Origin of the sequence: Mesorhizobium metallidurans STM 2683, from assembly GCF_000350085.1 — a bacterium.
GTDB lineage: Bacteria > Pseudomonadota > Alphaproteobacteria > Rhizobiales > Rhizobiaceae > Mesorhizobium > Mesorhizobium metallidurans.
Map to the genome: position 1 here is coordinate 1 of NZ_CAUM01000072.1, position 25,220 is coordinate 25,220.

The 25,220-nt window shown below is 57.7% G+C and carries 24 protein-coding genes and 3 pseudogenes; 12 read left to right on the plus strand and 15 right to left on the minus strand.

From position 1 onward, the window contains the following. The 4 genes from MESS2_RS12385 to MESS2_RS12400 all read right to left on the minus strand — a co-directional run. Positions 1-1,465: PAS domain S-box protein (locus MESS2_RS12385; protein ID WP_040592791.1), on the minus strand; the 1,465-nt coding region annotated here is incomplete at its 3' end. Positions 1,466-1,633: 168 nt separating this feature from the next. Beyond that, positions 1,634-3,313, minus strand: coding sequence for a family 1 glycosylhydrolase (locus MESS2_RS12390; RefSeq protein ID WP_008874594.1), 1,680 nt, complete (start codon positions 3,311-3,313; stop codon positions 1,634-1,636). Continuing rightward, entirely contained in the window at positions 3,310-4,452 is a 1,143-nt protein-coding gene (glf, locus tag MESS2_RS12395; RefSeq protein WP_008874595.1) for a UDP-galactopyranose mutase, read from the minus strand. Before glf ends, MESS2_RS12390 begins: the two co-directional genes overlap by 4 nt. 1 nt (position 4,453) lies before the next feature. After that, positions 4,454-5,614 carry a glycosyltransferase family protein gene (locus MESS2_RS12400; protein WP_157357681.1) on the minus strand — a complete coding sequence of 387 codons (1,161 nt, stop codon included), beginning with the start codon at positions 5,612-5,614 and terminating at the stop codon, positions 4,454-4,456. Positions 5,615-5,939: 325 nt separating this feature from the next. On the opposite strand from MESS2_RS12400, the gene MESS2_RS33295 reads away from it, so the two are divergent. Further along, positions 5,940-6,476, plus strand: coding sequence for a glycoside hydrolase family protein (locus MESS2_RS33295; RefSeq protein ID WP_008874598.1), 537 nt, complete (start codon positions 5,940-5,942; stop codon positions 6,474-6,476). Positions 6,477-6,968: 492 nt separating this feature from the next. Here the strand turns inward: MESS2_RS33295 and MESS2_RS12410 are convergent, their stop codons facing one another. From MESS2_RS12410 to MESS2_RS12425, 4 genes and pseudogenes are all read right to left on the minus strand, one after another. Further along, positions 6,969-7,166: a hypothetical protein gene (locus MESS2_RS12410; RefSeq protein ID WP_008874601.1), complete on the minus strand. Its 198-nt coding sequence runs from the start codon at positions 7,164-7,166 to the stop codon at positions 6,969-6,971. 124 nt (positions 7,167-7,290) lie between these two features. Then, positions 7,291-7,800, minus strand: a complete 510-nt coding sequence (locus MESS2_RS12415) for a YciE/YciF ferroxidase family protein (protein WP_008874602.1) — start codon at positions 7,798-7,800, stop codon at positions 7,291-7,293. A gap of 91 nt (positions 7,801-7,891) precedes the next feature. Further along, positions 7,892-8,314, minus strand: coding sequence for a DUF6894 family protein (locus MESS2_RS12420; RefSeq protein WP_008874603.1), 423 nt, complete (start codon positions 8,312-8,314; stop codon positions 7,892-7,894). 514 nt (positions 8,315-8,828) lie between these two features. Continuing rightward, positions 8,829-9,191, minus strand: a pseudogene (locus MESS2_RS12425) (manganese catalase family protein); the annotation flags it as partial. A 332-nt stretch (positions 9,192-9,523) separates the two neighbouring features. Here MESS2_RS12425 and MESS2_RS12430 point away from each other — a divergent pair. Both MESS2_RS12430 and MESS2_RS12435 read left to right on the plus strand, forming a co-directional pair. Then, entirely contained in the window at positions 9,524-9,715 is a 192-nt protein-coding gene (locus MESS2_RS12430) for a hypothetical protein (protein ID WP_008874606.1), read from the plus strand. Continuing rightward, positions 9,712-9,894, plus strand: coding sequence for a hypothetical protein (locus MESS2_RS12435; protein WP_040592793.1), 183 nt, complete (start codon positions 9,712-9,714; stop codon positions 9,892-9,894). The genes MESS2_RS12430 and MESS2_RS12435 overlap by 4 nt, the downstream gene beginning before the upstream one ends. 408 nt (positions 9,895-10,302) lie before the next feature. Here the strand turns inward: MESS2_RS12435 and MESS2_RS12440 are convergent, their stop codons facing one another. Further along, positions 10,303-10,599 (minus strand): DUF982 domain-containing protein, encoded by a 297-nt coding sequence (locus MESS2_RS12440; protein WP_008874608.1) that lies wholly within the window; start codon positions 10,597-10,599, stop codon positions 10,303-10,305. 267 nt (positions 10,600-10,866) lie between these two features. Between MESS2_RS12440 and MESS2_RS12445 the strand changes: the two genes are divergently transcribed. After that, the gene (locus MESS2_RS12445; RefSeq protein ID WP_008874609.1) at positions 10,867-11,190 is read left to right on the plus strand and encodes a hypothetical protein; all 324 of its coding nucleotides are present in this window, start codon (positions 10,867-10,869) and stop codon (positions 11,188-11,190) included. Between the two features lie 549 nt (positions 11,191-11,739). Next, on the plus strand, positions 11,740-12,156 hold the full coding sequence (locus MESS2_RS12450; protein ID WP_008874610.1) for a Rossmann-fold NAD(P)-binding domain-containing protein: 417 nt from the start codon (positions 11,740-11,742) through the stop codon (positions 12,154-12,156). Between the two features lie 33 nt (positions 12,157-12,189). Here the strand turns inward: MESS2_RS12450 and MESS2_RS12455 are convergent, their stop codons facing one another. Then, positions 12,190-13,500, minus strand: coding sequence for an Nramp family divalent metal transporter (locus MESS2_RS12455; protein WP_051069078.1), 1,311 nt, complete (start codon positions 13,498-13,500; stop codon positions 12,190-12,192). A 130-nt stretch (positions 13,501-13,630) separates the two neighbouring features. On the opposite strand from MESS2_RS12455, the gene MESS2_RS30910 reads away from it, so the two are divergent. Then, positions 13,631-14,095, plus strand: a complete 465-nt coding sequence (locus MESS2_RS30910) for a catalase (protein WP_008874612.1) — start codon at positions 13,631-13,633, stop codon at positions 14,093-14,095. 173 nt (positions 14,096-14,268) lie between these two features. On the opposite strand, the gene MESS2_RS12465 is transcribed toward MESS2_RS30910, so the two are convergent. Beyond that, on the minus strand, positions 14,269-14,565 hold the full coding sequence (locus MESS2_RS12465; RefSeq protein ID WP_008874613.1) for a DUF982 domain-containing protein: 297 nt from the start codon (positions 14,563-14,565) through the stop codon (positions 14,269-14,271). A gap of 265 nt (positions 14,566-14,830) precedes the next feature. On the opposite strand from MESS2_RS12465, the gene MESS2_RS12470 reads away from it, so the two are divergent. Both MESS2_RS12470 and MESS2_RS12475 read left to right on the plus strand, forming a co-directional pair. After that, positions 14,831-17,239 carry a phosphoketolase family protein gene (locus tag MESS2_RS12470; protein ID WP_008874614.1) on the plus strand — a complete coding sequence of 803 codons (2,409 nt, stop codon included), beginning with the start codon at positions 14,831-14,833 and terminating at the stop codon, positions 17,237-17,239. Further along, complete coding sequence (locus MESS2_RS12475) at positions 17,239-18,408, plus strand: acetate/propionate family kinase (RefSeq protein ID WP_008874615.1); 1,170 nt, start codon at positions 17,239-17,241, stop codon at positions 18,406-18,408. The genes MESS2_RS12470 and MESS2_RS12475 overlap by 1 nt, the downstream gene beginning before the upstream one ends. A 165-nt stretch (positions 18,409-18,573) precedes the next feature. Here the strand turns inward: MESS2_RS12475 and MESS2_RS32240 are convergent, their stop codons facing one another. Next, a complete protein-coding gene (locus tag MESS2_RS32240) occupies positions 18,574-19,029 on the minus strand; it encodes a hypothetical protein (protein WP_040592798.1) in 456 nt (151 codons plus the stop codon). A 165-nt stretch (positions 19,030-19,194) separates the two neighbouring features. Between MESS2_RS32240 and MESS2_RS12485 the strand changes: the two genes are divergently transcribed. Continuing rightward, complete coding sequence (locus MESS2_RS12485) at positions 19,195-19,626, plus strand: hypothetical protein (RefSeq protein WP_008874617.1); 432 nt, start codon at positions 19,195-19,197, stop codon at positions 19,624-19,626. A 53-nt stretch (positions 19,627-19,679) separates the two neighbouring features. Here the strand turns inward: MESS2_RS12485 and MESS2_RS12490 are convergent, their stop codons facing one another. Further along, complete coding sequence (locus MESS2_RS12490) at positions 19,680-20,261, minus strand: response regulator (protein WP_008874618.1); 582 nt, start codon at positions 20,259-20,261, stop codon at positions 19,680-19,682. Between the two features lie 180 nt (positions 20,262-20,441). Between MESS2_RS12490 and MESS2_RS32245 the strand changes: the two genes are divergently transcribed. The 3 genes from MESS2_RS32245 (at position 20,442) to MESS2_RS12500 (ending at position 24,302) form a co-directional block, all read left to right on the plus strand. Next, positions 20,442-20,753 (plus strand): hypothetical protein, encoded by a 312-nt coding sequence (locus MESS2_RS32245; protein WP_157357683.1) that lies wholly within the window; start codon positions 20,442-20,444, stop codon positions 20,751-20,753. Positions 20,754-20,826: 73 nt separating this feature from the next. After that, on the plus strand, positions 20,827-23,937 hold the full coding sequence (locus tag MESS2_RS12495; RefSeq protein WP_008874619.1) for a CheR family methyltransferase: 3,111 nt from the start codon (positions 20,827-20,829) through the stop codon (positions 23,935-23,937). Between the two features lie 2 nt (positions 23,938-23,939). Further along, positions 23,940-24,302, plus strand: coding sequence for a response regulator (locus MESS2_RS12500; protein WP_008874620.1), 363 nt, complete (start codon positions 23,940-23,942; stop codon positions 24,300-24,302). Between the two features lie 138 nt (positions 24,303-24,440). Here the strand turns inward: MESS2_RS12500 and MESS2_RS33300 are convergent. After that, positions 24,441-24,485, minus strand: a pseudogene (locus tag MESS2_RS33300) (hypothetical protein); the annotation flags it as partial. Between the two features lie 402 nt (positions 24,486-24,887). Further along, positions 24,888-25,220 (minus strand): annotated as a pseudogene (locus MESS2_RS12510) (hypothetical protein); the annotation flags it as partial.

The following is a 25,220-nucleotide window of genomic DNA, read 5'->3' on the forward strand; positions in this document are numbered from 1 at the left end:
TGACGACTGTCCTAAGCGTGATCGACGGTCCCGACATGGAAATGCGCTCTTCGTTCCCAAATGACTTTGCCTGGGACAACAGGAGCTCAAACACCGTAACGCCTTTCCAGTCTCCCAGGACAAGCAGATCATGCGAGCGCGACAGGGCCATAATTCGTTCGCGGACCTGCCGTTCAAATTCTGCCGGATTATCTGACCGCTTGATGGTCTCGCGTATCATCGAGATGATGACCGCATACTGGTTCTTTACGCGGTGATTGACCTCGCGCATGAGCATGCGAATGCGCTGCTCGCTTTCTTTCGCCGATGAAATATCGCGAGCTATTTTCGACGCCCCGATAATCTGTCCTGTTGCGTTTCGTACCGGAGACACGGTGAGCGACACGGGAATCAACCTGCCATCCTTTCGCTGACGGATGGTCTCGTAGCTGTCGACCCGCTCACCCCTGCGGATCCGTTCCAGTATGCGCGGCTCCTCGTCCTGGTGGTCTGTGGGAATGAGCATCTGGACCGGCCTGCCGATCGCCTCGTCAGCCGCGTAGCCAAACAGCCGCTCGGCTGCGAGATTCCAGCTGGTGATTATGCCGTTTACATCCTTGCTGACGATTGCATCGAAGGATGATTCCACAATAGCTGACAGATGCTGCCTGGCTTCGTCCGCGCGTTGGCGGTCGGAGAGATCGAGCAACAGGTTGACCGCCCCTATCAGACTTCCGTCTTCATCTCTTATCGGCGTCGGATAAGGAAGAAAGGGGAAGAACGACCCGTCAGGCCGCTGTGCTACCGCTTCCTGATTGCGCACCGGCCGGTTTTCCTTCAGCGCGATGGCCCTGGGGCACTCGTCATGCGGCAGCTCCTTGCCGTCGGGAGTGAACAACCGAAACGTCACGCACCATTCGTCTTTGCCAATCTCGGGCTCACGACCAGCGAGGTCGGCAGCAGCGCGATTATAATAGGTAATCTTTCCATCCCTATCCGTCGTGAAGATAGCGACTGGAAGGCTGTCGAGAATCTGGTGGAATTGATCGTCCTGGCGGCTCAATTCGGTATGGGCGCGGTGCAGATCTGTTACGTCTACAGTGAAACAGCGAGTGTTTACCAACTGTCCATCTCGGAACTGAGCGCTGGATGTTACCTCCACGTGCTTGATGGATCCGTCACTCCCGCACATTTGCGCCGGATACTTGTCGAGTTTTTCGCCTCGTCCCAAACGCGCAAGGATGTCACCAATTACATCTTGGTCGGGATAAAACTCCGAAATGTGGTGGCCGATATATTGCTCCGCCGGATAGCCTAGCATCTCGAGCTCGGCCTTATTAGCATAAAGGATAGTTCCATCTGCGCCCACGAGATGAAGGGCAATCCCACCGTTTTCAAAAAAGTCTTTGAAATCGAAATCGGCACCATCGACGCTGAGGACCTCCCGACTTTTCGGGCTGACCTCAGTCTGCTGCAATTCGTGCAAGTCCTTCCTCCTTGTGAAACATGGCGAACTTGCCCAAGTACAACATCAACGAACTCTCCGAAGTTAGATTTGTTCCTAAGCGAGATGCGGGATGGGGGCGGGCGAATGCCGAAGCTACGTGCGGCTCGGTCTGTCGGTCCGGCTGACCAAAGCGACTTCGACGCCTCGCTATACAGCAAGGCGGATCTGTTGAGCCTCAAGCGATCCGTTAGGCAGCACAGCCATTTCATATTGGTTATCGGCGCCGGCGCATAGAAGTTCGAACCGCCCACGCTGCCCGTCAATCACCAAATCGAGGAATGCATTGGCCACCGCGGATGAGCCAAGCCAGGCAGCACATTGCAAAAACAATTGACCGCCATCCGCAAATTGGCACTGAAGGTAGACTGTAGAAGCGGATAAGGCGGGGGAGCTGTTGTCTTCAATTCGTATTGCTGCCCATGCGGTACTGGTGGCAAGCAGGTGTTCGACCTCAGCGGGTCGTGCGGCGCATGCGGTCAGCCTGCGGATCGTGCAGCATTCCTCAATGATCGAGATCAAGCGACCGAAGCCGACAAGCAATAGCGGGCGTCTGGATGTCGCCGGGGTCGGTTCCGATCGCCACCATCCTGACCGGTCGAGCACGGGATGATCGAAAGATCCTTGCTGCGCGAACCCGGCAATGGCCTTGGCGATCGCCGTGGGCCGCGGTGCGTCGCCACGAATGTCGAATGCTCCACTCTCATAATAGGCGTCCCGCCTCACCAACATTGAGTTCCAGTCGACAGCGCCAAAGAGCGACCATGCCGTTACGGCACGAACGTCGACGCCACTATCTTTAGCCGCCTGGCTTGCCGCCCATCCCTCGACCAGCCAACGCAATTGTTCGTCGCGCGTAGAGCCATTGTGCAGCTCTGTCACGGCAATCGGCAGCTGGTAGCGATCCCAGAGTTCATTGATCCGAAACTCCAGACCTGTCTCATCGCGGACATGTGAGCGAACGGCGGCGATGTCGACATAAACGTCAATGCCGTTGCCGCCGATCTGTTCGTCGGGATATTGTTCGACCCGATCATCAAGCATCCGGTCACTGGTTAGGTAATAATCAATGCCGACAATGTCCGGCTGACAGGGCTCAGCCGCCAACTCGGCCAAATGGCTGCGGTCAACGCCGGCCTTTAGCAACAATCTATAGAACGGATGCTGGCGGTCGACTCGCCCGGTAAGCAAATCCAGCGCCAGCCAACGGCGCTCGTTTTCATGGTCGCCTTGGTAGGCGAGGGGCGCGGTCGCAAAAACCCGCCCGATATCCTCCGTCTGGACCAGCCGAGCCGTCGGTGTATGTTTGCGGATCGCTGTCATCGCCTTCGCAATCGCTAGGCAATATGCCACCGTGAGCTGCAGGCAGCAGGCCTCGTTGTTGCCATGCGGGTTCCATAGGCCGTAGAGCCCGCTAATTCGTGCAGTGGTCAGCGGCTCGTTGACGGGCGTGAACCAGTCGATCCAGGGATATCGCTGTGCAACACGCTCGGCATAAGCTGCCAACAGAGCGGGAAAATCCGGATCGAGCACATGGACAGGAGCTGGACCGCTGCCGTGGTGCACAAGGCCGGCGATCGGCCGTATGCCCAGTTCACGAAGGCGCTGCAAACGCATATCAGGCCAGCTCCAATCGAAACAACCCGGTGTGCGTTCGACCATTTCCCAGAGCACTGGGTATCGGAGCGTTGTGATGCCTAACTCGGCGATCAGGTCTAGGTCGGCGATCCGATGGATGTGGCCGGTGTCTATCAGCTGATTACGCGTTGTCTCGTGAATGCGGACGATACTGCATTCCACGCCCCCCCACATCTCAAGGGCACCACTCACTCAGCTGCCTCGCGCTGCGCCGGTATCTGCGTAACGGTCCTCGACGGCAAACTTTTTTGGATGCGTGCGAAGGTCGCCAAAGCCTGACCGACGACCTGATCCATGTTGTAATAGCGGTATGTCGCCAAGCGTCCGACGAACCAGACATCGGGACACTCCGCAGCCAGCGCTTCATAGCGTTTGTATAGCGCCTCGTTTTCCGCTCGCGGCACGGGGTAGTAAGGATCACCAATATCGGTTGGGTACTCGTACGTCAGGCTGGTTTTCCGACTCTGCTGGCCCGTCAGATGCTTGTACTCTGTGATGCGGGTGTAGTCTTCCGTTTGGGGATAATTTACGACGGCGACTGGCTGAAACTGCTCGCGATCAAGTGTCACGTGCTCGAACCGCAGCGAGCGGTAAGGCAACCGCCCAAGTCTCCAATCGAAATATTCGTCTAATGGCCCGGTAAAAATCATTCGGCGGAACGGAATGCTGTCGCGGATTTCCCTGTAATCGGTTTGCAGCATGATTTTGATTTGGGGATTGTCGAGCATGCGATGAAACATACGTGTGTAGCCGCCAGCTGGCATTTTCTGAAATGTGTCGCCGAAATAACGATCGTCATGATCGGTGCGGGTCGGGACGCGTGCCGTCACCGACTTGGCTAATTGCGACGGGTCCACACCCCACTGCTTCCTGGTGTAACCGCGAAAGAATTTTTCGTAGAGTTCCCGGCCGACGGTGCTTACAACCACGTCTTCAGCAGTTCGGATTTCGGCCACCTTTTCTCGGCGAGACGCGAAGAACTGCTCCAACTGTTCGGACGTCAAATCGAGATCATACAGTTTGTTGATGGTGTCGAGATTGATCGGAATAGGCAACAACTTCCCATCCACCGAGGATAGTACGCGATGCTCATATGATCGCCACGCTGTGAACTGCGAGAGATAGTCGACGATCGCTTGGGCGTTTGTGTGGAAGATGTGAGGTCCATAGCGATGGATTAGGACACCGGCCTCATTGTAGCAATCATAGGCGTTGCCTCCGATGTGGCTCCGCCGGTCAATGAGGAGAACGCTTTCATTTCGCTGCGACGCAATGCGCTCTGCGAGCACGCTGCCGGCGAAACCAGCACCGACGATCAGCCAGTCGAACATGTTACGCGCTCCGCCGGAAGGGCAATATGCTCCTGGTTGAGCGCGCGTGCTCGATGTGATCCGCCATCGCGCTCCAGGTTTTCTCCCACGACATGTCGAGGAGATAGGCATCGACTTGCGGCCAAAGATGGTCGCGGGGCCGCGCCAATACCAATCGAAGCTTGGCCTCGACATCGTCAGCATCCGCGATCTCGACAAGACCTTCGGCACCATACGTTCGTACAACGTCCACGATGGCTGTTGAAACAAGTGGGATGCCTGCCGCAAGGAATTCTGGGGTTTTCGTCGGACTGATGTAACGGGTAGCCGCGTTGAGTGCGAACGGCATCCATCCCGCGCCCCAATGCCTGAGATAGCGCGGCAGTTCAGCGTAATCTTTGCTACCTAGCCAATGCAGATTTTCTGACCGCGGAAGTCCCTTGGGATCGATCTTGACCACCGGGCCAAGGATTACGAAATGAACGTCCCTCATTTTCATCGCCGTCTGCGCCACGAGATCCGCATCCAGCCTTTCGTCGATCACGCCGAAATATCCCACTCTGGGATGAGGTATGTCTGCTTGGTCAATAGGGTCGACGCCGCCAGCCCTCGCTTGATGAAAGTGCGTAAAGTCGATGCTGCTCGGAAACGGAAAGATGGACCGGTGGAGGCTCCGTTTGGCCTCGTATAGGCTCTGGCCGCCAGTAAACACGACGTCAGCACGCTCCAAAAGCCGCCTTTCCATCTGGACGAGCTCGGGCGGTGCGTCCTTGAAAGCTGAAAGTTCATCCATGCAGTCGTAGACGCATACATCACAATGGATATGGTCACTGAACCGCAACGCCATCGGGGTGTAGTACCAAGTGGTCAGCCGGTCTTGATGCGTAGCGGCAACTATTGTGTCCAGGAATCTTCGCTGGACCGCGTCGGCAGCGTGCGGAGTGGTGCCGACGGGAAGGACCGGTGTTACGACACGGATGGACTGCGAAACGTCATTCGATCGCATAAACGCTTGGGGCACCACTTCAAAAAGCGGCTCCTCGAAGTAAACTATTTGGTTGGCTGTCGAAGCAAGGGTAAGTATATGTTGAGGACGTTGGTGCACGAAATTCCAGCGCAAATGTGAGAAGCACAAAATCATTGGCACCTCTGCTATTGGGTTCTTCTGATTTCCGGCAGCCATTTTAATTTTTTGTTCCTTTTACTGCGTCTCGATTTGCGTACAACAAATGTTAATCCGCGCATCGAGATGTGATTGGTGCTATGTCCGTAACTTTCCTGAACGCATCTCGTTCCGCTTGGAATTTGATTCAGTGCCGCCGTCGGATCACGGCTTCCGGCAACGGGAAGGGACGGGGAGAAACTGCAGCGCTCCGCCATCGGTTCTTAACCGACCGGGCGCGCGACAATTGTTAAATCGTGGGTTGATCAACCCTTTCACAAAACTAACAATCGATGGAACGATTCGGCGCGCAGCAAAGGGATGGCGGGGAGTGGCGAGGGGATCGGTGTCGATCAATTTTGAAACGAACGTCTTCCCGTTGTTTCATCCAACCGCTGTTGACGATGTCAAAGATCCCTGTCCGGTGTTTGACGGGAACCTCTGGCACATGTTCGGCTCAAGCGGCACCGTCACCAGCGAAAGCTGGAGGATTCTCCATGCCACAGCTCCCGATCTCTATGGCCCTTGGGTGGAGCATGAGCCTGTCGTTTTGCCGGTAAGTGGATCAGGCGTTGCCGCGCCCGGTGTGATTCACGAGAGCGGCGTCTTTCATATGTTCATCCAGACGGAATTCATGAAGTCTGGCGGCCGCTGCGAGCATCTCGTTTCGGACGATGGCTTTCAGTGGACGGCAATGAACTCGGCCATTACAGCGTTGCCGGGCACGGATGAAGACGGGATCTACGACCCGCACCCGGCAATAATCGGCCGCAAACGTTACATCGTTTATTCAGGGATGCCCAAATTCACGAAGGTGCCACAGCCAGACATTTTTTGGCAAGAAGCCAGTCGGACTCATGGTTCGGGCCATGGAAGCGAGTAGGCAAAATACTCGACCATATGGACTTGCCTCACCACAATTCCCGCCAGCACCCAGACTATGAATGGGGCATTGAAGGGGCCCAACTGGTCGAGCTGCCAGACGGCCGCATCTTGCTAAACGCCACCTGCTTCCTTCCAGACGGACCTCGCGGAAGCCGGCAGCGCGTCTTCTTCGCCATCGCTGATAGGGTCGAAGGTCCGTATCTAACCGTGGGGCCAGTGCTTGACCCTGGAGAGCCTGGCGAAAATGGCCATTCCACGGTTGTGATTGAAGGAAGTCAGCTCATGTTATTCTATCAGTGCCGTCGTGAAGCGACGAACCACCGTTGGCGCTATGGGATAGCCAAATGCGATTTACATGGAGAAGTTCTGTCTCAAGTCGCGTGAGAACTTGAGCTAAATGCCTTTGCTTTCCAACTTCCTCGTTCGACGCAATGATGGGCGATAGGGTCACAACCCCGCTGTATCTTCGACAATCCGGATTTCTGGAAGCCTAGCTGTTGCCGTCATTCCTTGATTTCTTCTTCGCAGCGTCTGGGCTTTGCCCAGTGCCGGCCGTTGTCTTGGCGTCCTTCGAATGGGCCGCTATCGCCGGGCCGGCGCCCGTGGTCTTCCGCATGTCGCCGCTCCGCTGTTCGTCGGGCTGCTTCTTGCCAGTAAGGCCAGAGAAGTATTTGCCAAAAAAGCCCATCTCATTCTCCTTTATGTTAGCACAGCATGGATTGCCAACTCATGATTTGTTGGGTGCGGAGCGAGCCCCGGTGAGCGACCACCAGGGCTCGGGCAGGACAGGAATGAGGGGAAACCTGCCGGCCCTATGCGGCTTCTGCCGCTACATTGACCGCGGACTCGGCAAGTTCTGTCAGAGCTGCGTCGGTCTCCTTTTCCTCGGCTAGCGTCAAGTCCAGGAGGTTGACCGCCTCGGTAAGACCGAGTTCGGACGCCCAGGTCCGCAGCGTCCCGTAGCGCGAGATTTCGTAATGCTCGACAGTCTGTGCCGCCGCCAGCAGACCGGCGTCAAGCGATGGCGAGCCCTTATACTCTTCCATTATCTCGGCACCTTCTTCGGTGATGCCCATGATGGCAGCACAGGTCTTGCCGACCGGCTTCTTGCCCATGGCCTCGAAAACTCCTTCGAGACGCGTTACGTGCTCCTCGGTCTGGCCGCGGTGCTTCTCGAATGCTGCTTTGAGCTCACTGCTTTGTGCCGCTTTGGCCATCTTCGGCAGGGTCGCTAGGGTCTTCTTCTCAGCGAAATAGATGTCTTTCAGCGTGTCGTGAAAAAGGTCATTGAGACCCTTCGATGATACCTTGGTCGTCGCCATAGCGTTTTCCTTTTTGTTGTTGTGCTGCCTCGTCGTTTGCGAGACGCCGGTTAACAGTCGCTCGGCACTCTTGTTCCCCGCAAAAGTAGATTTATGCCTCGCGCAGTTGAATCTCTTCGTAGGTGCACGTCGCCTCTATGTCGCCCTGAGAATTGCGCGCCCTTACGGCCCAGCCGACTGGCGCCTCCGCCTTGTCAGGAGCGTCCTTCCAAAGATCCTTGGCGGAGCGATAGACCTCATCCCGAACTGCTTCGAGACCTGGTAACGAGATGCCCGGCATTAATCGGATGATGCCCTTGTCCTGATATTCGAAGGTGTAGATTTCAGCTTCGCTGCGTTCGGGTGCCGCCGACCCAAATTCGTGGCGGTCGAATGGCACGACCTGGACAAGCATCTGTTTGGCGGTTTCGATTAGTTCACTGTCGGCCTTCTCCACATACCCAACGGCCATTGTAACAGTAACGGCTTCGCCGCCTTCACCCAGAAATTCGACCACATGGTTCGCAAATTCCATTCCGGACCTCGCAAGTTGCTCTGTGAGCCAATGTGCAAGCCGAGAAGATGTTCCTTTGCGAAATGAATTTCGACGGCGCTATGTGGAGTGGCCGCACCCACGTCAATGGGGATCCAACAAACGTTGGCGTGGCCTTTTGGGTACTGGCCCTGATGCCGGACAAGGAACTCTGAGGGCGTGCCGGTGTTGTTGTCCATCTTCTAAATGGAGCGAGACGATGGCTGACCCTGACAATGCTCGGGAAACCGGGGCTACTAAATATCCAGCGAAAGAGGGTGCTGATCCTTCCGACCAATTTTCTCAGGATGCCGCTGGAAACAAGAGGCCGCGCAACGGAATTGGGCTGACGAAGCCCCGAAGCGAGGTAAACGATAAAACGCACCAGTCCGATCGTCAAAACATGACCACCCCTCCTTATGCGCCTAAGCCTCGCGAGTAGCGCGCGTCGCATCCAAACTTGCATCTACTTTGGCACGTATTACACCGGCAAAAAAAGCGCGGTCGTTTCAGACCGCGCCAAGAAGTAAGCGCGAAGCCTTGTAGAGCTTGGCCGCGCCTCATAAGGTGCGCCCGAGATGTCCCCGCCGTCCTCCTTTTCCGCGCCTTCGAGGTCGGGACCGTTGTTCAGCATGGCAACGCCGTTGCTGACGAGTTCGACGTGACCAAGCTCCTCAGCGGTTATTGCCGCCACCAGGCCGTAAAAGGGCTTCAGCTTCGACTTGGTACGAAAATTGAAGCTTTGGAATAGGTAGTTTCCCAAGGTCGACATTTCACCGTATTTGCCGCCGAGCAATTCCTGCAGGGCGGCACCCGCGTTGGGATCCGCCTGGGTAGGAGCGGGGAGTTCAATCTGTAACTTGTCCACGCGCAAAAACATTTGGAGCTTCCTTTGATTAAAGTTCAGTGAAGCCCCAACTTCCCCGCATGAGAGTTGTTCCGCGAAAAGGCCGATGACAAATTGACGGCATTCTCACCGGCTGTTCTGCAAGATCCTGCGCCAAATTTGGCATCAGCCAGAGCGAGTAAGAGCGTACGGGAGGAGGCCGCGCTAAGCTTCTTCGCAAATATGCGTGACGCCGGGAGGCTACATCAAATGCAAATGACCGACCGATAGTTAGGGCCTACGATGCATGAGTCGCTGGCAAAATGAACGGGCGCCAGCGTTTGAGAGTAAACATCATACTCCCGCCCCTTAAAGGGAGTTCGGCGATGGACAAAAGCGAGGAATGGGCCTCCGTTTCTGCTCATGACTATTCGGTCGTCAGGTGTGCCTTCAAGGCTATGGTGGCTGAAGGGCTGCCTGAACATGTGTGGGCCGAAGTTGCCGAGAGAATGGTTGGCGATTTGACCAGGTCGATGAAAATTGATCCCGAGCTGGTGATGAGGATAATCCGCAGATGACTCAGCGGCGCGTCGACAAAGAGAAGTTTGAGCGGGCCGACCGCGAGGCGAAGGTCGCGCTGGAGACAGAGCGGCGTCACAGGGAAGCGAAAACCGCGCGTCTTCGTGAGCAACGGCTCGCTGCCGGAATGGTGAATTCCAGCCCAGAGCGAAGCTATTCGCCGAAGCTCTCATCGTAGGCATATTTGAACACTTGGCCTTGCCGCTCGTCGACCACCCTGAACCAATGATTTTGTGAGTGTCGGACGACAAGGCACGGCCAGTAATTTTTCTTAGCGCGTCAAGCGCAGTTGGACCACTCGCCCTATGCGATGCGACGAGTTGGTCACCTTGCATTTCGTCGATGTGATAGTTCACCATGCCGGAATCTCCGCGACCGCCGATGCCCAAACTTCGACAAGTGGCTAAGGTTCCGAACTCCAGTAGCTCATTATGCTCACTTTTAAGGCCCGCAACGGCCGATTGGAAATGATTGGCATCGCGAACTCATCGAAACGTTGCAATGTACGGTCTCGGGGAATCGGTGAGGGCCGAGCAACACCTTGTTTCGGTTTTCCAAATTGGGGCGCAGGCGTTCGTTGAGCCTTTCAAATAAGCTTCGTAAAGTCCTTAGTCACTTCGTCCAATATCTTTAGGGCGGCGCGTTGCTTTATCGGCTGTAAAACGCGTTGATCAATCGCAGCGGCTTTGAAAGCCGCAAAAGCGATCGCAGGATTGCATGTTCCATCTTTGGCGGCCGCAATCAGCCGAGCAGCATGTTTGAAAACCGCTGCTGTCTTGTTTGGCCACTGCCCCTGAAGCGCCGCTTCCGCGTCGCATATTGAGGAGACTATTGTCGACGTGCCATCCAGAAGCTTCACCGTGATCGGAAGAAACTTTCCCATGATCGCCTCCGCTTTTCGCGAGCGGCATAACGCCGAAGTGGCAAATTGGTTTCCAGTCCACACCAGTAGACAAAAAGCAACCCACCCCTTGCTTTTCGTTGGATGTGTGCTGGGCTGCTCGCAGCTTCAGAATTTGCCCGCTACCGAAAGGTAGCGGGCCCTTTTTCATTTGCCCCGGAACCTCGATGCCCTGACACGGTTGAGCGTTGAGGTTAGTCCAGCAGTTCCGGCGCACGCCGGCAGACCGACCAACGGAGTTATTCCTAGATGGCTAAAATCGTTCTCGAGAAAATGGCTCGCCAAGGCGGATGGGGCACCCACGGTTTGACAATCCTTGTTGCAGCGCTGCTTCTGACCGCAATCGCCTGGGGCGCCGCCGAGGTGTATGGCGAACTAGCCAAGACACCGTCCACTGAGCAGGGTGTGCCGTCAGCGTCCAGTTCGAGTGCCTCGTCTGATGACTCCGAGAAATCCAAGACTGACGTCATGAACAATCCGCCGGTTGATCAGAACCCCAAGGCGGACAAGAACCCAACCCCGCAATCGAGCACGGGCGGCGACCAACAAGGTTCGCAGCCAGTTCCTCAGTAAAGCGGGCCGACGGGAGTAAGCATCAATCGCAAATGAAGCTTTCAGGATTTTTCTTTGCGTGGAAAGCTTGACGCCTTCCCGCTTTGTTAGTCGAAAAGCGCGAGGAGGCTGTCATGGCTCATCGACGGGTCGATAGGGAAAAGTTGGACCGCGCTAACAGAGCATATCGGATAGCGGTCGAAATGGAGAGTAAAGAGCGAGAAGCGAAGTCCGCCCGTTTGCGTGAACAGAGAATTTCTCAGGTGGCATCGAAGGCATCCACGCTAAAAAAGAATCCCGCAAGACGCCGGCTAAAAAAGCCTTGAAAGTTAACGCGCTGCGTTATCGAAGTCGATCGAACCACGCTTGGATATCCTCCTCAATATAGGAGACGGCCAAGCAAAATTTTTTGACATCGCCGTCACTGTTCGTCACCCTTATGAAGTGGCGAAGGATTTCATGGTGATTTGGAGACCGGTTGCCGACCCACAGCTTCCGTAGCTTTTCCCGGAGCGCTCGTCGTCGGTCGGTGTCACGATCGGGCCCGACGATGCCTTCCTGACGACACTGATGCGGCTGGTCCGCCGCCTGCCGGTCTATCCGTTGTTCGGCGACGGAGCGACACGGCTTCAGCCCGTTTATGTGGGGGACGTCGCGGAAGCGGTAAGCCGGCTGATCGACCACAGCAACGCGCCGTTGATCTTCGAGTTTGGCGGCCCCCGCGTTCTGAGTTACGAGGAACTGGTCCGGGAAATCGCCCGCAGCCCGGGCAGGCGCCCGATGCTGGTGCCGATGCCGTTTGCGGTGTGGAATGCCGTTGCAGCCCTGGCGGAGTTCATTCCGGCCACCCCGGTCAAGCGCAACCAGGTTGACCTCATGCGCGTAGACAACGTGGCCGCGACCGACTTGCCAGGACTGAAGGAAGTCGGAGTCAAGCCGCGCGACATTCAGCAAATAATTGGCATGATCAAGCGCACCGACGACTAAGCACTACCGTTTGGGGCACGGTGACGGCACGCATCAAAAGACTACCATCGCAGCGGCCGCGAGACCCATTGCGATCGTTGCAGCCCAGCCGAAAAGCAACACCCCGGTAGACACGGTGAAACGTCCCATTTGATCCCGGCGGCTGGCAACCACCATCATTGCTGCCATGATTGGAACCGCAACAAAACCGTTGATGACGGCGCTCCAGAACAACGCCTTTATGGGATCGATCGACGACAGACTGATCCCCAACCCTAACAAGACCGACAGTCCGATGACGCTGTAGAACCCTACCGCCTCCCACGGCTTGTTTTCCAGTCCACATTTCCAACCCTGTGCCTCTCCGAAAGCATAAGCAGCGGAGCCGGCAAGCACGGGCAGCGACAACAATCCTGTGCCGATGATGCCAAGGCTGAAGATGAAAAATGCGAAATCGCCGGCAAGAGGCCGCAGCGCCTCCGCAACGTCGGCAGCGCTGGCCACTTCAGTTTTCCCGGCGGAATGAAGCGTCGCTGCGGTGCTCATGATGATGGCGAGGGCAACAAGGTTCGAAACAGCCATGCCCACGAAAGTGTCCAGCTTGATCCGTCGAATCTCGCGCTTCGCCTGATCGGGTTTCTTGGTCAACGCTTTTGCCTCTGGATCCTGTTCGATTTCCTCGACCTCCTGCGAGCTTTGCCAAAACAGGAGATAGGGACTGATCGTCGTGCCAAGGAGCGCAACGATGACGGTCAGACTGTCTCGATTCAGTGGAAACGATGGCATTACCAGACCCTTGGCAGCGGCCCACCAGTCAACATCAGCAACAAAAAGCACCGCGACATAGGCAAGCAGGACGAGAGTCAGCCATTTCAGATATCGGGCGTAAGTCTCATATGAGATGAACATCTGCAGCGTGACGGAGAGCGCGGCAAAGCCTATCGTAAAAGGGAGCGCCGGCGCGCCGGTCGACAATTGCGTTGCGGCGCCCATCGCCGCAAGATTGGCGCCGATATTGATTGTGTTTGCCACAAAAAGCAGGGCAACGAGGCCCAATACGGTCCAGCGCGGGAGAATCCTAGCGAGATTCTTTGCCAGGCCGCAGCCGGTGACACGTCCTATTTCCCCGCTGACAAGTTGGACTGCGCTCATCAACGGGTAGGTGAGCACCATGGTCCAAAGCATATTGAACCCGAATTGAGCGCCCGCTTGTGAGTAGGTGGCGATGCCGCTTGGGTCGTCGTCAGCCGCACCCGTGATGAGTCCGGGGCCCAACCGCTTGAAGGTTGCGGCTTGTCGCCATCGTCTTGGCGAGGCCTGGACGGGTTTTTCGAATGACGGGGGTGATTTAGCAGACGAGCTCAAAAGGTGTCCCCTAGCTTGTGCCTAGCAACGTCTCGTTCGGTTTCCGGTTCCGAGCCTTCGTCTGTTGACGCCAACCGATGAACACCGCTTTGAATGAGATTCAGAAGGGCCAGGAACCGAATGCCGAACAGTGCCGCGGCGCACTGGACCTGCTGAAGAAAACAATGATGGCCAAGTCTGCCAGACAGTCGACACGCCCGCGACGATCCATGACCAAAAACTTGTGCGTGGAAGAGGTGAGCTTCACCAGATCGCCGAGAAGAACACGCCGACGCCCACGACGGCACAAGGTGGGCCGGTGTCCGATGATCAGAATACGCTGAAGATCGGAAGAGTGTGGTCCGACGCTGGTCGAGGATTTACACTTTCGCGAGAAAATCTTCCACTTCGACCACGAGCGGATTCCGAGCGAGTCGTGCACGCGCGCGGCTACGGTGCGCATGGCTATTTCGAAACTTATGAATCGCTGGCGAAATATACTCGTGCGGACATCTTCCAACGAGCGGGAGAGAAAACCCCGGTCTTCGTGCGTTTTTCGACTGTCGCAGGCTCGAAGGGCTCCTTCGATCCGCATCTACAGCTTTTGTCATTCTGAGTTTGGTAGCCGGCTGCAACAACAGCGATCCCGTGCAATCGAAGACGGACATAACGAATGGTCAGCCAGTCGACAATTCAAAGGTCGATAGGAATCCGACACCGCAGTCATCGACCGGCAGAGATCAGCAGGGCACACAACCGGCGCCACCTGCCCGTTAATAGGGCTCGGGTTCATACCGGCTTCGTCAGATCCTTAGTTACTTCGTCCAGCATCCCGAGAGCAGCGCTTTGTTTCGCGGGCTGCAATACGCGCTGGTCGATGGCAGCGGCCTTAAAGGCTGCAAAAGCGACGGCTGGGTTACAACTCCCGTCTTTTGCCGCGGCAATCAACCGGCCTGCATCTTTGTAAGCCGCCGCTTCCTTGTTCGGCCAATTTCCTAGCAGCGCCGCCTCTGCTTCGCAGATCGATGAAACCATCAACGATTTGCCATCCAGGAGTTTGATTGTAAGAGGAAGAAATTTGCCCATACAACGCACAGCCAGTTGCCGAGAGCGGCATAACGCGGAAGTGGCGATTTGGTTCGGTTAGGAAAAGACGGTCACACGTTAGTCGAGGCGGTGGCATAATATGCGTCTGCTCGGACCCAATATGACTCAGAACGCCGCTTCCATTGTCGTCACAGCTGATTTAGCTGCGATCTAGCAGCGTTCGCCCGTAACAGCCACAAGTCGGGCTTGCTCAGGCGTCGAGCCGCTCCAGTTACCACTAGGGACTGATACTGGAGAGTGGGCGATGAACAAGGCTGCCGCGATGCCGCAGGCGATCAGCCGCGAACGGATCGATCTCATGGACCGCTACTGGCGCGCCGCGAACTACATCTCGGTCGGCCAGATTTATTTGCTCGACAATCCGCTGCTGCGCGAACCGCTGAAAGCCATGCACGTCAAGCCGCGGTTGCTTGGCCATTGGGGCACGACGCCGGGCTTGAATTTTCTCTATCTGCATCTGAACCGCGTTATCCGCGAACGCGACCTCGATGTCCTGTTCATCTGCGGCCCGGGCCATGGTGGTCCCGCGATGGTCGCCAACACGTGGCTTGAGGGCACCTACAGCGAGATCTATCCTGATATCGGGCAGGGCGAAGACGGTCTGAGGAAACTGTTCCGGCAGTTTTCCTTCCCCGGCGGCGTGCCAAGCCATGCTGCGCCCGAGACACCCGGCTCCATCCATGAGGGCGGCGAACTCGGATATGCGTTGGTCCATGCCTTTGGTGCGGCTTTTGACAACCCCGATCTGGTGGTTGCCTGCGTCGTTGGCGACGGCGAAGCCGAGACCGGTCCGCTTGCGGCGTCATGGCATTCCAACAAATTCCTGAACCCGGCGTCGGACGGCGCCGTGCTGCCGATCCTGCATCTTAACGGCTACAAGATCGCCAATCCGACAATCCTTGGCCGCATGGACGATCGGGAATTGCAAAATCTTTTCGCCGGCTATGGCTACGAACCGTTTTTCGTCGAAGGCCACGAGCCGATTGCCATGCACCAATCGATGGCCGGGACGCTCGACACGGTGCTCGATCGCACCCGTTCCATTCAGGAACGGGCCCGGTCTCCGGGATGGCGTGGTGGGCGTCCGTTGTGGCCGATGATCGTGCTACGCAGCCCCAAGGGTTGGACCGGACCCAAGGAGGTCGATGGCGAGAAGGTCGAAGGCTTCTGGCGTGCGCATCAGGTGCCGGTATCGAACGCGCGGGGAAATAAGGAACACCGCCAGATCCTCGAAACGTGGATGCGAAGCTATGAACCGGAAAAGCTGTTCGACAAAGGCGGGCGCCTCCTGCCGGAACTCGCGGCCCTTGCCCCAGCAGGGGCAAAACGCATGGGGGCAAGCCCCTACGCGAATGGTGGGTTGTTGAAGAGCGACCTTGTGCTTCCCGACTGGAAAAGCCTTGCGCTGGAAGTGCCCCGTCCAGGAGGCGTTATCGCTGAAGCGACACGGATTTGCGGAAGTTACCTTCGCGAGGTCTTCCGTCTCAACGCCGAGGCGCGGAACTTCCGTCTGATGGGGCCGGACGAGACCTCGTCCAATCGTCTGGACGACGTTTTCGACATCACGGACCGGATCTGGATGGAGCGCATCGAACCGTACGATGTCCATCTTTCCCGTGACGGACGCGTCATGGAGGTGCTGAGCGAGCATCTCTGCCAAGGCTGGCTCGAAGGCTATCTGCTCACCGGACGCCACGGCCTGTTCTCATGCTATGAGGCGTTCATTCATATCGTCGACTCGATGGTCAACCAGCATGCCAAATGGCTGAAGATTTCGGGTGAGCTTGCCTGGCGCAAGCCAATTGCCTCGCTCAACTACCTCTTGACCTCTCATGTCTGGCGGCAGGACCACAATGGCTTCAGTCATCAGGACCCAGGCTTTGCCGACTTGGTCGCCAACAAAAGGGCCGACACCGTCAGGCTCTATTTCCCGCCGGACGCCAACACCCTGCTGTGGATCACCGACCATTGCTTGAGAACCTACAACCGTATCAATGTCATCACCGCCGGCAAGCAACCGGCGCCGCAATGGTTGTCGGTTGAGGAAGCAGAAGCGCATTGCAAGGCAGGCGCGGGCATCTGGGAATGGGCTGGCACGATTTCGAATGGTGACGAGCCGGATGTGGTTCTGGCCTGCGCCGGCGATGTACCGACGCTCGAAACACTGGCTGCTACGGACATTCTGCACTCTGCAATTCCCGACCTGAAAATCCGCGTCGTCAACGTTGTCGACCTCATGACACTCCAGTCGAAGACCGAACACCCACACGGTCTCACCGACGAGGCATTCGACGCACTGTTTACGAAGACAAGGCCGGTCATCTTCGCCTATCACGGCTATCCCTACCTCATTCACCGCCTGACCTACCGACGCGCCAACCACGACAATATGCATGTGCACGGCTTCAGGGAGGAGGGCACCACGACGACGCCGTTCGATATGGTGGTGCTCAACGAACTTGATCGCTACCACCTGGCGCTCGCCGCGATAAGGCGCGTGCCGGGGCTGGCCGAAAAGTCGGAACGCGTTGCTGGCGACCTTCATGACAGGCTGGCTAAGCACAAGGCCTATGTCCGCAAGCACGGCGAAGACATGCCCGAGATCCAGAAATGGAGCTGGCCTGGCAAGAACGCGGCTGAGGCTCATCACTGATGCGGCAGTCGATCCTGGCGCTGAATGCGGGCTCGTCCAGCATCAAGTTTGCACTTTACGAATTCGCTTCCTCCGAGGAATTGCAGCTCGTTTCGCGAGGCGCTCTGGATCTTGGTGATGCGCCGAAGTTCAGCGCAAAGGCGGCCGACGGAACTTTGCAATACGATCGGCAACTCAGCACAAACGGGCAGCATGACGCTGGCATCGGTGAAATGCTCAACTGGGTGGAGCGCGAACTTGGTGGAAGAAAACTGATTTGTGCCGGTCATCGCATCGTGCATGGCGGAAGCGAGTTCGTCGAACCTGTCCGTCTGACAACCGCGACCATCGACGCCGTGGACAAGTTGACGCCGCTCGCACCGCTGCACCAGCCTCGCAGTCTGGCACCGATTCGCGCAATAGCCGCGTTGCGACCGGATCTGCCACAGGTCGGATGTTTCGACACCGCTTTCCACCAGACGATAGATCCTGTCGTGCGGCGCTTCGCCCTTCCGCGCAGATATGAACAGGAAGGCTTGCACCGCTACGGGTTTCACGGCATCTCCTATGAGTATGTTGCCGAGCGGCTCGAACAGATATCACCCGCTCTTATGTCGAAGCGGACGATCGTCGCTCATCTCGGCAATGGGGCAAGTCTTTGCGCTCTGCGCGAGGGCAAAAGCATCGATACGACGATGGGCTTTTCGGCACTGGACGGCCTGGTCATGGGGACCCGCTGCGGCGCCATCGATCCGGGCGTGCTGTTGTATTTTCTGCTAGAAAAAGGCATCGCAGCAGATGAATTGCAAACGATGCTCTACGAGAAATCCGGACTGCTCGGCGTATCCGGAATTTCCGGTGACATGCGTACGCTGGAAGCCAGCAGCGACGGCCGTGCCCGCGAGGCGATCGAGCTTTTCGCATTCCGCGCGGCAAGGGAAGCCGCGGCGCTCGCGAACACGATGGGTGGGTTCGAATGCCTGGTCTTCACCGCCGGCATAGGCGAACGCTCATCATCCATCCGTAAGGCCATATGTAACAAATTGGCCTGGCTCGGCGTGGGACTCGATGAGCCGTCCAACGACGCCCACGCCGGGATCATCAGCAGTCCAGACAGCAAGATCGAAGTGCGCGTGATTGCGACCGATGAGGAAATTGTCGTCGCGCGCCACAGCCGTGTGATGATGTAAACCTAATGGCTGGGAGCATCGTCTCTCTGGCTGGCAGATCGCTGCGATGCCGGATCTGGTGCAGGACCCTCGGAAGCTTCCTCTGCACCAGCGCGAGATCCTCGCAGACCGGGGCAATCGGTGTCCATTTGGACGTGGAAGCAAATTAGCCGTGACCTGATAAGGCTAATTCGTCGTCTTGTAGCGGCGCTTTTCGAGCAGCGCATTCTGCAATTCGATCGCGAGCTTGGTAAGGCGATCAGGAACCTTTTCCTGCTCGATGGCTGTCAACAATGAAGCAATCTCCTGGTCCACGCCCAGACCAATCTGGGGACCAAGGTTACTCTGGCTCGAGCGAGACATCGCATTCTCTATTATGCTGTTTCCGCGAGATCCTTCAGCAGGTCGCCGAGATCTTGGGACCTGAGGTTTGGAAGATACTATCAGATCACTGGGTCCGGCGGAAACCAGAAAGACAATACTGCCGGCGTCGCGGCGCTGCTGGAAGCTTCCAAACAGTGGCCTGCCCACCATGTTCCGGCGCCGACGATGAAAGCCAACTGCGCAGACATTGCCTTCATCCACCGGCACGGTCGCCCTATGCTGGGCCGCATCAAAGAAAATATCCTGCCGCTGGAACATTAGGGATACTTAAAAGTTCGGTGTCGCTGCGGATGCCGCTGCTGGGTGTCTGTTGAAGATAGGTGGGCAAACAGCTGCTCGCGTCCTTGGTCTCATGGGCGCGGGCTTGAGTCAAACCGTCGCGACAATTCCGCCGGAGAATAGGCGCTCGAACAGGAGAAACCCATGAAACACCAGACACTTGATGAACTGCAGTCAATCGCGGTTGTCAGTCCATTGTCGCCAGCCCCGCTCACTACCAGAACAGAACGGATAGAACGCTGGGCGGAACTGCTTGAGCGCAATCCCTCGCGCTGTCTTGCGGCGCTCACTGGCACCGAGCATCTGCACCCCGCGATTCGCGAAGAGGCGCGGGCAGCTGGATCGGCGATCACCGTTGCCTTCAACGATACGCTGCTGCGTGTCTCAGGCCTCAAGTCGGACTCCTACGGCGAGGCCAAACGCTTCTTCGAACTCACCGATTGGCAATTGCATGAGGTCGTCTGCAGTTGTCATGCCGGCGCCACGATGCAAGCTGGATGGGCCGCCGGCCGGGTTCGCAGGATTGTCAACGGCAACAGGATTCTCGCCTGGTTGAGACGTCATTGGGGTCACTAAATCGGGCTTCTCTGAAAAGCCGATGCAGCTGCTTTGCCCGGCTGCATCGGCGTTCAATGAAGCAGACCGGCCGCCCTTCCGACTGAGTGTTTAAGCATGGAATTCAGCCATTGCTCGGTGGAAATTTCCGGCGGACGGTCGGCGATTTCGCTAATGGCAAGTTCCAGCGTCATTTCCACCAGCCGGTCGGCCGCAGCCGCGTCCGGAATGATAAGGCGGGCGGCCAGCCGAAGCTTCGGCAGCAGCGACCTCATGTTCAGCGGTTCGTCACTTCCATCCTGCTCCCCGGTTTCGGGAAACAGAGTCGCGATAATCTTCCTGCGGTCCGCCGACTTCACCAAATTGGCAACGTGGTCGAGCCGGGCTGGAATAACGTTGCGATCATAGGCGCTGAAGAAGACGAAAGGGACGCCGCGTTCGGCAAGTCGGTCAGCGATCGGAAATACCGGCGTGCCGTTCAGATCGATGTCCAGCACCGCCGCGTCGGCGTGGTCGACGAAGGGCTGAGCTTGCGCCACGCTGCGAGCCGGACCGAGGATTAGCGCTCCCAAGCCGGCAAAATAACGCGCGATATCGTCGGCCACAACAAATTCGTCTTCCACGATCAGAATTCTGGCGCCTGTAAGAACCTGCACCTTACTCTCCTGCCCACGTCTTGCGGAAGATTTCCCTTGGAAGATTGGCGGTTCCGCAACCAGACAGACGAGCGGCCGAACACCGCCGAAACAATGGAAACTCCCGCAGTCCGATCAACGCAATAAACGTCAAAATGTTCCGTTTGTCGCCCTGCCCCCCACGCAGAAGCAGAGCCGCCAATGCACAGGAACATTGCCAATTTTCTGGGTAAGGCGCATTGTTGGTTCCATGGACCGAACTGGCCGCTATTTGCAGGATTTGAGCGCCCTTCAGGACGGACTTTTGCTGCAGCCAAACTGCTGCGGACTGCGTCAAGACGCCCGGCAATCGAATTCGCCGAATCCGGCGATGATCTGTGCGCCATGGCCGAGACCGCAAGTGGAAGGAAACGCACCGCTCTCCTCAGCCGCGATCTCGCCGAGATGCGACTGCTGCTGATCCAAAAGTCGGCCTGGGGTTCCCCATTTCAATATTCTAGCCTGTGCCGGTAAACAGGCAGGGCGTGGCCATCGGCTTTCGCCGCCTTATTTACCGGGGGAGGGATCAACCAGGAGGGCGGCATTCATGTCCAAGGAAACAAGACTTCCCATTGTCGGTGTCGGCGCATCGGCCGGCGGCATTCCGGCGATGGAGAGCCTGTTCAAGGGGCTTCCGGATTCGCCCGGCATGGCTTTCGTCGTCGTCACGCATCTCAGCCCCGAGCGGGAAAGCCTGCTTCACGATGTTCTGAGGCGGTACACGGCGATGCCAGTAATGATCGCGGAAGACGGGATGGAGGCGGAGCCGGACAATGTCTATGTCATGCCGCAGAATGCCGTCCTTACGATCAAGAGCGGCAAGCTGCAGATCCGGCACCCGAGGGCGGCGAGCCGCGAACGCAAGCCCATCGACATCTTCTTCAGCTCGCTGGCCGAAGACCAGGGTGAGTATGGCGTCGGCATCATTCTATCGGGCGGAGACGGCGACGGGACGCTCGGCGCGAAAATGCTCAAGGAACACGGCGGTTTCGTTCTGGCCCAGGCCAGCGACGGCTCTGGCCCTCGCAACCCCGACATGCCGCAAAGCGCGATCTCCAGCGGCGTGGTCGACATTGCGGTTGGCGCTGACGAGATGGGCGAGAAGCTGATCGACTTCGCGCGCAGCTTTGATGTGCTCGAACCGTTGATGGAAAACGATGGCGAGGAGCCGTCCGAGGATATCGATCGCGCCCGCGAGGAAATCTACGGCATACTTCGTGCCCACTCGGGCCATGATTTTTCCGGTTACAAGTCCAAGACCTTCATTCGGCGGGTCAAGCGACGCATGCAGATCGGCCAAATGAAATCGCTATCGGGCTATATCGACCTGCTTCGGAAGGACGCCCGCGAGATCACCGCGCTATTTCGCGATCTCCTTATCAACGTCACCAATTTCTTCCGTGACGTAGAGGCTTTCGAGCTGCTGGAGAAGAAGGTCATTCCGCAACTGTTCGAGGGCAAGACCGCGTCCGACACGGTCAGGGTTTGGGTGCCCGGCTGCGCCACTGGCGAAGAGGTGTTTTCACTCGGCATGCTGCTGCGCGAACACATGGATACCTTGTCGGTGGTGCCTAAGATACAGATCTTCGCCACCGACATCGACGAGCCGGCGCTCACCGTTGCGCGCGCGGCGCGCTATCCGGTCAATCTGCTCGACAGCGTTTCGGCCGAAAGACGGCAGCGTTTCTTCACCAATGAGGGCGATAGCTTCGTGCTGACCAGCGAGGTGCGCGAACTCTGTATCTTCTCGCCGCATAGCGTGATCAAGGATCCGCCCTTCTCACGCATGGACATGGTCTCGTGCCGCAATCTTCTCATCTATTTCGGACCGGACATCCAGAACCGGGTCATTCCCATTTTCCACTATGCGCTGAAGCCTTCCGGATATCTTTTCCTGGGAACTTCCGAGAGCATCGGTCAGCATGGCGACCTCTTTGCCGCCGTCGACAAGAAGCGGCGCATCTTCAAGGCGCGCGAGGATGTTCCCCCGCGCTCGCGTCTTCCACTGTTGATTGGAGACGGTGGCCGGGCCATCCCTTTTCCGTCCGAAGGACGGCAAGGAAGAAACGACGGGATCGCGGGCTATCCGCTTCGCCAGGCCGTGGAATCTCAAGTTATCGAGCGACACGCGCCGCCGCATGTGGTGGTCAACGCCGAGGGCGACGTTGTCTACTACTCGGCGCGGACCGGACGATATCTTGAGCCGCCACAGGGAGCGCCTAACCGCAACCTCCTGAGCATGGCGCGGCAGGGACTTCGGCTCGATCTGCGGGCGGCGCTACGCGAAGCCGTGACGACGCGTCAGATCGTTCTGCGTGAAAACATTGCGGTCGACGCCGAGGACGAACGCGTGCAGTTCGTGAGTGTCACTGTCGAACCTCTGCCCGAGCGTGGCACCGGCGAGCCGTTTTATCTCGTTCTGTTCCAATCAGCTGGACCCGCCCGCGATAAGTCCGAGGTCGAGCGCGAGAGGGGCAATCCCGATGACATCGCTCATCTCGAGCGGGATATCCGGGAAACCCGCGAGCGGCTGCAATCGACCATCGAGGAATACGAGACGGCATTGGAAGAGGTGAAATCCTCCAATGAGGAGCTCGTTTCGCTGAACGAGGAAGCGCAGTCAACCAACGAGGAACTGGAGGCTTCGAAGGAGGAGATGCAATCCCTCAACGAGGAGCTGAACACGATCAACGCCGAACTGTCCGGCAAGATCGAGGAGCTCGACCACGCCAATAGCGACCTGAAGAACCTTTTCGAGTGCACCGAAATCGCGACGGTGTTTCTCGATAGCGATCTTGTGATCCGTAGCTTCACGCCCGCAGCTTCATCCTTCTTCAATCTGCGCGCCTCCGATGTCGGACGGCCGCTCACGGAGCTTTCGAGCCAGCTCGACTATCCGCAGATGCGCGGCCATATCGAGCAAGTGTTCGAGACAGGCGACCCTGTCATCCACCATCTCGCGCGCGATGTGCGGGGTCGCTATTACATGGTCCGGCTCATTCCTTACCGCGACAAGGGCGCCTGCATTCAGGGGGTTGTGGTGACGCTGGTCGATGTCACGCCTCTCGCCGAAGCCGAGGAGCATCAGAAGGTGCTGATCTCGGAGCTCAATCATCGCGTCAAGAACATGCTGGCGGTGGTGACCAGCATCACCAACCGCACCGTCGAAACAGCGTCCACCAAGGAGGAATTCGCGACCGCCCTGCTTGGCCGGCTCCACGCCATGTCGCGCGCTTATGGCGTGCTCTCGCGCGAGAACTGGACGGAGGTGTCGATCGAGGAATTGATTGGCCAGGAAGCCGCGCCTTTCGGCCCACAGCGCTTCTCCCTCGACGGCCCCGCGGTCAAGCTCAAGCCGCAACAGGCCCTGTCACTCAGCATGGTGATGCACGAACTCGCGACCAACGCGGCGAAATATGGCGCGCTGAGCAAGGAAGGTGGCAGGGTCGACGTCGAATGGTTGGTCGATGACCATAGTCTGCGCCTCGTATGGAAGGAAGTCGACGGGCCACCGGTTGCTCAACCGAAGCATGGTGGCTTCGGCCTCTCACTGGTGAAAGGAGAAATTGAATACCGTCTGAGCGGCACAGCCGAAACATTTTTCGAACGAACGGGTTTAAAGGTGAGGATCAAGTTCCCGCTCGACAAAAAGGCCTGACCTTGGCGACAGCTTTACGCATCCTGATCGTCGAAGATGAATGGCTGATCGCCGAAGACCACGCGGCGCAGCTAAGAGACGCTGGACACCGGATCGTCGGTCCCGTGGCTTCGGTCAGCGCCGCCATAGATCACGTCGAGCGGGAAGGGCCCGATGTTGCACTTCTGGATATACAACTGAACGGGGAGACAAGTTACGCGCTGGCCGATACGCTGCGCGGGAAGGCCATCCCCTTTGCCTTCGTTACCGGCCACAGTTCCAACATACCGGAACGATTTGCCGATATAAAGGTGTTGCAAAAGCCCGTGAGCCAATGGGCGCTGACCTCTGCGGTCACGGCGCTCGTCGCGCCGGAGGACAGGTGAATTGCACGGCAGTATAGTCAGCAGCCCGGCCTGTTGACGCGCGTTCGGGCCAGAGCCGGCGCCAACGGTCGGATCGGGCGCGACAGCACCGCGTTCGGCTTCCGATCCTTCGGCTTCGATCTCCTGCAAAGCCCGATCCCAATGCTCTTGCTGGCGACCTTCCGGCCGGCCTCCCGTTCCCAAATCTGGGCACGGCGTCTGATGCGTTCTTCACTGTCCATGGTCATACCTCCATGGCGCCTAGTTCGGCGCCCGATGGTTGTTCCACGGATTGCGCGTGACCGGGGATGCTCAGCAAGCGGATGGCAAGTGATCTCGGCGCAACGTTTCAGAGCGCGCTGCGTTACTGGTTTCCTGGCATTTCGGTATTTTTGATGCCTGCCGCAGGTAAGGTGTCCTGCGGCGCGTTACCGCCCTGGTTTTGCTCCGGAGCCCGCTTCAATGGCGATGTCGGCCAGCCACCGACATGAAGGAACGCCCAATAGGAGACCATCAGACCGCTGCGGTCAGCAACAGTGGCCGCAGTACTCCTCTCATACTGAGCATTCCTTTTGCAAAGCGAGTTCGTTTAGCCGGTCGCCCTGATCAAGTAGTATCCCGGCGAGCACGATCACGATCGGCGTCCAGTGCGGAATAGTCGCCGCCGTACGGGTCGAACCCGGTCCATCCGCCTGCTTCATACTCGCTGCGCCGGTCACCGATATTGACGGGACTGAATCCGTTCAGGATCTCCTGCGTTTTCGGTGCAAGTTCGTCGTCGACGCGGGCGGTGACCAAGGTACCGCCACGGCGGATGCCCTCGGCAAAGACGTCCGCGTCCTCCCGCGACACGCCCGAATCGGTCAGGGCGCCGACAATTCCCCCGGCAGCGCCGCCGACCGCGGCGCCTGCGACAGCGCCCGCGGCGGTCGCCGCGAG

Coding starts and splice junctions, on each gene's coding strand:
- MESS2_RS12400 (WP_157357681.1), bottom strand. CDS start 5,614: ATGGCTGCCGGAAATCAGAAGAACCCAATAGCAGAGGTGCCAATGATT.
- glf (WP_008874595.1), bottom strand. CDS start 4,452: ATGTTCGACTGGCTGATCGTCGGTGCTGGTTTCGCCGGCAGCGTGCTC.
- MESS2_RS12440 (WP_008874608.1), bottom strand. CDS start 10,599: ATGGGAAAGTTTCTTCCGATCACGGTGAAGCTTCTGGATGGCACGTCG.
- MESS2_RS12465 (WP_008874613.1), bottom strand. CDS start 14,565: ATGGGCAAATTTCTTCCTCTTACAATCAAACTCCTGGATGGCAAATCG.
- MESS2_RS12470 (WP_008874614.1), top strand. CDS start 14,831: ATGAACAAGGCTGCCGCGATGCCGCAGGCGATCAGCCGCGAACGGATC.
- MESS2_RS12435 (WP_040592793.1), top strand. CDS start 9,712: ATGACTCAGCGGCGCGTCGACAAAGAGAAGTTTGAGCGGGCCGACCGC.
- MESS2_RS12420 (WP_008874603.1), bottom strand. CDS start 8,314: ATGGAATTTGCGAACCATGTGGTCGAATTTCTGGGTGAAGGCGGCGAA.
- MESS2_RS12485 (WP_008874617.1), top strand. CDS start 19,195: ATGAAACACCAGACACTTGATGAACTGCAGTCAATCGCGGTTGTCAGT.
- MESS2_RS12495 (WP_008874619.1), top strand. CDS start 20,827: ATGTCCAAGGAAACAAGACTTCCCATTGTCGGTGTCGGCGCATCGGCC.
- MESS2_RS32245 (WP_157357683.1), top strand. CDS start 20,442: ATGCACAGGAACATTGCCAATTTTCTGGGTAAGGCGCATTGTTGGTTC.
- MESS2_RS12450 (WP_008874610.1), top strand. CDS start 11,740: ATGCGGCTGGTCCGCCGCCTGCCGGTCTATCCGTTGTTCGGCGACGGA.
- MESS2_RS12445 (WP_008874609.1), top strand. CDS start 10,867: ATGGCTAAAATCGTTCTCGAGAAAATGGCTCGCCAAGGCGGATGGGGC.
- MESS2_RS12410 (WP_008874601.1), bottom strand. CDS start 7,166: ATGGGCTTTTTTGGCAAATACTTCTCTGGCCTTACTGGCAAGAAGCAG.
- MESS2_RS12430 (WP_008874606.1), top strand. CDS start 9,524: ATGGACAAAAGCGAGGAATGGGCCTCCGTTTCTGCTCATGACTATTCG.
- MESS2_RS12415 (WP_008874602.1), bottom strand. CDS start 7,800: ATGGCGACGACCAAGGTATCATCGAAGGGTCTCAATGACCTTTTTCAC.
- MESS2_RS12475 (WP_008874615.1), top strand. CDS start 17,239: ATGCGGCAGTCGATCCTGGCGCTGAATGCGGGCTCGTCCAGCATCAAG.
- MESS2_RS32240 (WP_040592798.1), bottom strand. CDS start 19,029: ATGTTCCAGCGGCAGGATATTTTCTTTGATGCGGCCCAGCATAGGGCG.